Genomic DNA, 9,114 nt, shown 5'->3' on the forward strand with positions numbered 1-9,114 from the left:
TAAAAGGTTTAATATCTAAAGAGCTAATTGAAGCTAATAACGGTTTGGTTGTTCGTAAGACAGAAGTTGTAGAACCTATGCTGATGTCTTTATTATCGGAAGAGTTCGAGGATGGTATTGTAGAAGAGAACGAAGATGTATTTATTGAGGAAATGCGTACTGCTACAGGTGGTGCGGTAACATTAGGTGAACTTGATAACGTAACTGACGAAGCAGATAAGATATCAGATACGGACGATTTGCTTGTACGTCTTGCCGGAGCTTCCGGTTGGACAATTAATACCACTTTATTCTCTCAAGTCTCACAACTCATGTCGAAAGTCTTTCCGTTTACTATGACACTATCAGGAGGTGGAACTTATGAGAAAGGCAGTTCACAAACAATATCTCTGTCATGGACTTATGATCGGGATATTGAATCACAATCAATCAACAATGAATCACTGTTAATCGGAATCAGGGCAAAGCAATACGCAAATGTTGCTACGGATGCAACTTATACTCTGAAAGCGATACAAGGCGGACAGACATATACAAAGTCCGTATCAGCACAATTTAAGGTGAAGAAGTATTACGGAGTGTCCGCAAGCGGAACATTGACAAATGATGAGATTTTGTCTTTATCAAACACATGGGCTGGCCGGACGCAAGGCTCTACTGTTTTCGATTGTACCGGTGGTAAGTATCCTTATTACATCCTTCCTACATCTATGGTATCCGGTATTCAGTTCTGGATTGGAGGATTGCGTAATACAGACTGGAAAGAAGAAACTCGTGAAGTTACAAACGCTTTCGGTCACAAAGAGAGTTACACTATTTATCGTTTAAATAGCATCCAGACGGGTGTATTAAATATTGAGGTGAAATGAGTGAAGAATTGAAGGGAACCAATGTATATTCCCCTATTGTTCCGGGCACAAGTAGAGACGTATATCCTACGCACTATTCTATTTATGGTCAAGGTGGTCATAAGGAGGTATCTACTATTGACGCAAGGAATGCCATTACAGCCGACCGATTGACAGAAGGCTGTGTCGTCTATGTAAAAGAGACAGATAAGGAGTATCAATATAAAAATGGCGAATGGGTAGATTATCAGACAAATTTTGATGATACCGTACTTCGGGAACTTATTGACGAAAAAGTAGATAAAGTGGACGGAAAAGATTTATCTACCAATGACTTTACCGATGCGGATAAAGAAGTTATCGCAATTCATTCAGAAGAAATAGACAGTTTGCAAGATTCTGTCAACGATATCTACCAGCGTCTTGACTCCACAACCGGAGTTCAATACTATATCCGTGTCCAAAATAATGGTGATAAGTCCTTTACTTCACAAAAGGGTGAACCTTGCGTATTAAATTTCACATTCATTTCACAGGAACGTTACAGCTATAATGATCCTTACGAGAATACCGGAGAACGTGGCAAGTGTGAGATATTCATAAAAAACTCTGTCAGTGCAGACTATACCCTGATAAAAACCCTGATGGTTAACTCCATTACTGCCACAAAAGTTGATATAGCCGAGTATCTTGCGAATGGGGCCAACTCAATCATGGTTAAAATAACCGGTGAAGTGACCGGACAGGCCACTCCGGCTTATACTTATAATGTAACGATGACATCATTGTCTGTCAAGGCTGATACTTTCCAGTGGTGGACATTATATTCCGGGACAATTTCTATTCCTCTCTATATATCCGGAAATGTAAACAAGACACTTAAAGTCACCCTTGAGGGAGAAAACTACGCCAAAGCGTATGAACAAGTGCTGGGAAACGTTATCTATACGGATACCGCTTTGAATTTCTCTATTGACCACCCCGGACAGACGGGTGTATACAAATTATCCGTTTATCTTGAAAACTCCGATGGCACCATCAAAACCAAAACGGTGTCTTTCAATATCATGTGCGCATCGGAAGGCGAGCAGGTGAAGCTGATGTGTGTGAATAATCTTTCAGAAAAAGCATCCAACTGGTCGAACAATAAACTTTTTGAATATTCAGTTTATGATGGTGATGCTACGGCTACAAGTGGCACATTCTCCATTAGAATGGATAATCTTACCGTATATACCAGTGAGGAGAGTACGATACCCACTAATACGAAAAATAGCTTCTCTTATGCAATGGAGATTGAAACCGTCGATGATACGGACTTTGAAATCTCTGTAGCCGTATCGGATAATGGAGAGCCTTTGACCGATACAATGATCTTCCCTGTGAGCAACTCTTCCGGCTTTTCCGCTACGGCCGGATCAGTCTTTTACATGAACCCGCGTACACGTACTAATAGTCAGTCAAATTACCAAAAGATTATCAATGAAATAGACAGTTCTCAAATCGCAGCCGAATGGGAAGGCATGAACTGGAATAACGACGGATGGACTGTAGACAGTGACGGAAACCGTGTATTAAGAATGATGGCCGGAAGTTTGTTGGATATCGGTTACAAGCCTTTTGAAATAGAAAGTGCCCGTAATGGGAAAACCATTGAACTGGATTATAAGATTTATAATGTTACCGACTACTCCGAGCCTATTATAACTTTGTCGGTACCGGATGGAAAAGGATTTACCGGACTTAATATTTATGCAAACAACATCTGGCCGTGTAGCCAGTCTCTTAAAAATGAGGAGTTACAATCAATTCCAACCGATGATGGTGTACGTGTTAGGATAGCCATGACCATTTCGCCGAATATGTATGGAAATACCGGATTTAATCTTTGCTCTATTTATATCAATGGAAAAAAGAATCGTACTTTCCTTTACGAATCAAATGATTATTGGGCGCAGAATGGAGATATAATTATAGGTTCTGACTATGCTGACGTGGATGTCTATGGAATCCGTATATATGAAACCGGACTAGGCTCCAACGCAGTACATAAGAATTATATCAATTGGTTGCCCGGTACCGATGAAAAGGTTGAAGAAAGCGAGAATAACAATCTTTATGACGCAATGGCCACACAGTTAGACTTCGATGCCATAAGGGCAAAAATGAATGTCTTTGTATTTGATAATATATTCCCGTCTTATTATGATACAGCAAAGAGAACAGGTACACTTGAAATACAATATGTAAACCGCCCGGAACGAAACGTGACCATCACCAATGTGGAAATGAGTGGTCAGGGCACATCTTCTAAAAAATACTGGGAATGGAATGAAAAGGGTAAAGTTGACAAGACAAAGTCTGTTATTACTTATGCTGACGGGTCAACAACCACAAAGAAGTTTATCATGTTTGATAACGTTCCTGCATGTGCATCCGTTACATTCAAGAAAAACTGGGCATCATCCATGCAGGACCACAAGGCTGGTTCGGTTAATTCATATACGGATTTGTATAAACAGCTCGGACTCACTAATGAAGCAATGGCCCTTGATCCGAAAGTCCGTGTTTCTGTCTATCAGGAGCCATTTATGGCTTTCCGCAAGGAACTTAATGACGAGGGTGAAATAGTATACACCTGTATGGGTGAGTTTACTGGTGGTCCGGACAAGGGGGACAAGTATTGTTTTGGTTATGATACCGATTTGTTTCCCGGCCTTATCTCTATTGAGGGAGCGGATAACTCCCCACTTCCGGCATTGTTTCGCGTACCTTGGAATACGGGAAGAATTACATATAACGAAGATGAAGAGTCATGGCAATACAATGGAGAAAACAGCATTGGTCTTGACGGTGGACTTCCGGAGAATATAAAATACTGGATACCGGCCTATAATCTTGTGTATTCCTGTTCGAGCAGAATTCAGCCGTTTAATGGGACGCTGGCTGAATTGAATGCTGACGCATCCGGTTATAAAGAGAATGGTGTAGAATACTGGATCGCAAAGCCGGGTGATACAAATCTGTATAACCTGTATTATTATGAAGCTGCAGAAAAACAGTTCATACCATCCGACATAGGTGAAGGACAAATAAACCTGATACACCAACTTGTAAATAAGGGGTACGGTTTATCAAGTGCTGATTTGGCGGGGAAAACAAATGATGAACTGAATACACTTTTCATCAACGCCCGTATTGCCAAATTCAGAGCTGAAGCTAAAACCTACTTTGATATTCCCGACGCAATATACCATCACAACTTTACCGAATTTGTTGCTGCTACCGATAACCGGGCAAAAAACACATACCCATATTGTTTTGGAGAAGGCTGTAAATGGAAATGGAGACAGGACGACCTTGATACAATAATGCCTATCACCAATCAGGGACAACTCCGAAAGGGGTATTATGTCGAAGTACATGACAGTTATGATACCGGAGCTCCTGTCTGGAATGGAGAAACTTCCGTGTTCTGGAATCTGTTGGAACTGGCGTTTCCGGACGAACTTGCTGCAGGGATGCGTTCTATGATGTCGGCTATGGAGGTATTAGGCGGCTTGAAATCCGGTACTCATGCAGAAAAAGTTTATGCATGGTACCAGAAATACTATCTCAACGTGAAAGAGTATTTTCCGGCTGTAACTGTGAATGAAGATTCCAAACGCTATGAGAATGCCAAGCTAATGATGAATGCCGGACGATACACGAATGATACTGACCCATTGACACAGGAACTAGGGGATTTATACAGCGCGGAAACGGCATGGATGAAAAAGCGCATCCAGTATATGTCTTCAAAATATAGTTTTGGGGAGTATTCTGCAAATGGAACAGATTCAATAAATGTTCGTGCTGCCGGAAACGCTATCGCCTATGATATAATTCCCGCCATCGATATGTATCCCACTATTGCAAACGGTACATCAATTGTAAAGGGTAGCAGGACAAAGGCCGGACAGGTATGCAGAATGATAATAGACCTGGGTGGCACAGGTGACCAGCAGAATATCATTCAGGGAGCCAGTTGGCTGATGAGTATTGGTAAGTGGCATGATAAAAACGTAAACGGAAATCTTATCATCAAGGGAAGGATGTTACGTGAATTAGAGCTGGGAAGCCGTACAGAGCGGATTGTTATTGCGATCACGGGACTTACTATCTCGGATTGTGTATCTCTGCAATCTATCCTTTTGTCTAACATAGCCACGTTGGCCGGTTCTCTTGACCTTTCTGTATGTACGCATTTACGTAGAGTTTGGGCTGATGGAACGTCACTGACACAGATAAGGCTTCCGCAAGGCGGGTGTCTGGAACTGGTTCAATATCCATCCACGAACAGGTATTTGACATTACAGAACTTCCCTCTGTTGAAACAGGAGGGAGTGCTTATCGATGATTGTGCCGGAAAGATTACGGACTTCTTTGTCAGTGATTGTCCGAAACTTAATCCGGTTGACCTTTTAATCAAGATCATGGATGCACAGCAGGAACAGGGAGAAGCGCATGCCCTTAAACGTGTGCGTGCAGTGTTTGGGGAATATACCTATAATGAGAATGGAGCCGAGATGCTTGATAACCTTGGAAAGTTGGCAGACGGGACTTATGTTGGGCTTAACAGTTCCGGTGTAGCTGGTGATGATCCTCGCCCGGTTCTTGATGGAACGCTTCATATCAATACGAATTGCTATGAAGATACAGCCATAGCTCTTCGTAGTTATTTCAATCGGCTAGTCCTTAATATAACAGGTGAATTTTATCTACGATTCAAAGACGATTTCGTAGGTTCTTACATGGTTGGGAATTATGGTGATGGTACTGGTATTATTAAAGCGCAATTGGCGAATATAACAGATTCACAGTTTGGTACTCCTTTCAGTAATAATACTCAAATAATGTACTTTGATGAATTTCAGTACATGACATCCATCTCAATGATTAAACCGGGTTTATTAAAATATTGCTCTAATTTGAAATCTTTCATACTACCTCCCTATGTAACAGAGATTGCTTTTGAAGCTTTCAGAGGGACAGCGATAGAAGAAATGACTATTCCTAAATATGTTGAATATATGCAGCAGTCTATTTTTTCAGGTTGTCCTAATTTAAAGAAAGTTGAGTTTGAAAGTGGTAGAATGAAACCTTTAAAACTAAGATGGTCCATTTTTGAAAAATGCGGTTCTTTAGAAAGCTTCGAATTTCCTGACGAAATAATCAGCGAGGGTATGGATAACTTCTTTGATTACTGCTCCAGTCTGAAGACTGTAATATTACCTGTTAATGGACTAACTCTATTAGGTAAACTTATGTTTCGTGGGTGTAACGTATTAACCGGATTGGAAGTACCTGCTTCGGTTACTTCGTTTGGTAACGATTTATTCTATGATTGCAAGTCTATGATTTATCTGAAGATTTCTTCAAGTGTCCCACCTGCATGTTCATCCGCAAATCTGGGTTATGGCTTCAATGCTGCTTGTAAGATTTATGTTCCGGACGATTCAGTTGAAACTTATAAAGGAAATAGTTGGTGGTCACAGTATTCCAGTAGAATATATCCACTATCATCGTATAATGAATAAATATAAACAATATGGCAATATTAAGTAACGGTAAGTTTTACGGCTTTCTCTGTTCGGTGAAAGAGACAGGACAAAAATTGGCGAATGGAGTAAAAGAGTATGTGGAAGATTTCATGTCCGGCTTTGCAGGACATGGCTGGAAACTTTGGGAGTACATGACTGGTAAATGGAAACTGGAGATTGATACAATCGTGGTCCGTGAAACTATGATTGTTTTTGAAATGTTGATAAGTAAGATTCGGGCTATCATTGGTGCACAAACAATAAGTCAAGGGCATGGAAAAGTAAAGTCCGCTCGTATTTCTGACGATGGTACAGAATACCTCATAGTGTTGGAGGATGAGGATATGAGTATCGTAGCGCACGACTTTGTACGCTGTCAGACATTTGTCGGTGACAAGACAAAGCTTTATCATGTCGAAGTTGATTCTGTCGATGTGGAGACAAAGACCTTGCACATTCCTTTATCTGAATTCGATTTTGATGAAGCTGGTAATGTTATTTATCCGCCAGCAGCGGGTGACGAACTAATACAATTTGGTAACTCGCAGAATAAAGCTCGTCAATCGGCTATTTATCTTCATGCTGACGAAACTGGGCAGCCTGCTATTGATGTGATGTTTGATATCAATAGCAAGAACTGGGATGGGAAAGTAAAAATTCGTGTTGGGGGTGATATTCCAGGCAGTAATGGGCTTAAAGGCTTTTATAGCATGAATGGTATGATTAAAGGAGTCGATAATGATGAGAACATTACTTACTGTATATATCCGGATGGTAGTGCTGAATTTGGATGTGGTGCAGCCTTATTTAAACCGGATAAATCGGGGCACATAGCCGGTGGTGCAATTTCTTGGGCATTAGTGGAGGGAAAATATGTATGTACAATGCGGGATGTTGTTCTCACATGGGATAATTTGTCAGATGAAGCGAAAGAGAATTTGAAAGGTGAACCCGGAACAAACGGTAAAGATGGTGAACCCGGTAAAGATGGTCAGGATGGGAAGGATGGATACAATGGTATAGACGGTGCCGATGGGGTGAATGGTAAAGATGGAATAAGTCTTATGTATAAAGGAGAATATTCTTCTCATCCTGATAATCCTAAAAACGGATGGTATTATCGTAACACAACAGATAAGAAATGCTATGTTTATCAAGATAATGCATGGTATGTTATGACCGTTGACGGTTCGGATGGAAAGAATGGGCTGGACGGAATAAACGGTAAAGACGGAAATGACGGGCTTGATATTGTGTGGAAAGGGGATTCTTCAATTCCTCCCGATAATCCTCAAAAGAATTGGGCATATCGTGATACGGATAATGGCCGGGTATATATATACAACGGAACGGCATGGGCATTAATGGTTGCAGATGGGAATGACGGTGTCGACGGAACCGATGGCACAGATGGGAAGGATGGCATGAGAGTTTATATAACTTATAATGATAGTGAGAAAGAACCCGCAAAACCTACAGGTGATGGTACAATGGAAGGCTGGCACACGGATTCAACCGCATCCGTGATTTGGATTTCTCAAAAAGTTGCGGAAAGTGCAGATTCAGGTGAATGGGGAAATCCTATAAGACTTAAGGGAGAGACTGGTAAGGATGCAAATCTTCTTCCGTGGATTGAGAAGTGGAATGGTTATGCAACAGAATTAGGTGAAGAGTATATTGTGACTCCTAAAATGTTTTCAGGAACAAAAACTGTTAATTCGGAAGGGACAACATTACTTACTGGAATACTGCAAGGTAAAGACTGCCTTACATCTGCTGATGGGACTAAGCATTCAGGAGTATTTGCACTTGTGGATAATGAGATTGTGTTTTCGCTTGATCCGATCAATAAAGAATGTAAGTTTGAAGGAAGAGTAATATCTAATGCTGGTAATATAGGTGGCTGGCATATAGATGAGAATTCCATATACAGTGAGTCGGTTAAAATATCAGGAGAATATTTTAGTGGTAGTAATATAACACGGATGAATAGAAACGGAACGATAGAAAGTCTTCTATTCAAATTTGGATTAGGTGAGGGGTTTGTTAGAAATGCTTTTAATGGAAGCGAATTGATTAAATGGGGTAAAAGTTTTATTACTTTCAATGCGATATGTAAAAATAGTTTTGTAGAGACTAGCGGTGTTCAAATGAATACGGAAGGTGATATTGATTATCGTTTTGTCGAAAATATGGATTGGTATGGAAGTAGCAATATAATTGTTCAACATATAACTACTATAGATAAAGTTAATGACAGAGTGTCTTATTTTGCTCTCCCAAATACGTTAGATATTGCTGGTGCAACATTTACGATCTTGGTTGATGCAAAATATTCATCATCATCTTCTTCTTCATGGTATTGTAATGCTATAAAATTAGTATATGGAAACAATGGAGCAAAAATTGGTTTGGGGAGTAATGTAAATAATACAAGCTTGGGGTCCTTTTACAATTCAGAAGGAGTGGCCATATCTAGTCGTTATCCAGTAAATAGAAATGGTATGGTCAGATGTACTGCTGTTGCCAAAAATGGAATTGATGGGAAAAAATATATTGTATGGTATGTAAATGTGTAGAGTGATAAACATATAGTGCTAAAATATTAAGTAATAGATAATATGGAACTAAACGACTGGCTAACAATACTTGGAGCTTTAGGTGGCTTGGAAGCAATCAAATGG

At 40.3% G+C, this 9,114-nt stretch carries 3 protein-coding genes; all 3 read left to right on the forward strand.

What is annotated here, in order from left to right; translation table 11 throughout:
* The coding region (locus DXB58_RS27810; protein ID WP_158571592.1) for a hypothetical protein at positions 1-869 on the forward strand (869 nt) is incomplete at its 5' end.
* Positions 866-6,427: a leucine-rich repeat domain-containing protein gene (locus DXB58_RS27245; protein WP_122138859.1), complete on the forward strand. Its 5,562-nt coding sequence runs from the start codon at positions 866-868 to the stop codon at positions 6,425-6,427. The genes DXB58_RS27810 and DXB58_RS27245, both read left to right, overlap by 4 nt.
* Before the next feature lie 11 nt (positions 6,428-6,438).
* Positions 6,439-9,009 (forward strand): collagen-like protein, encoded by a 2,571-nt coding sequence (locus DXB58_RS27250; protein WP_233527381.1) that lies wholly within the window; start codon positions 6,439-6,441, stop codon positions 9,007-9,009.
* The last annotated feature ends 105 nt before the right edge of the window (positions 9,010-9,114 follow it).

Source organism: Bacteroides sp. OM05-10AA, from assembly GCF_003439055.1.
GTDB lineage: Bacteria > Bacteroidota > Bacteroidia > Bacteroidales > Bacteroidaceae > Bacteroides > Bacteroides intestinigallinarum.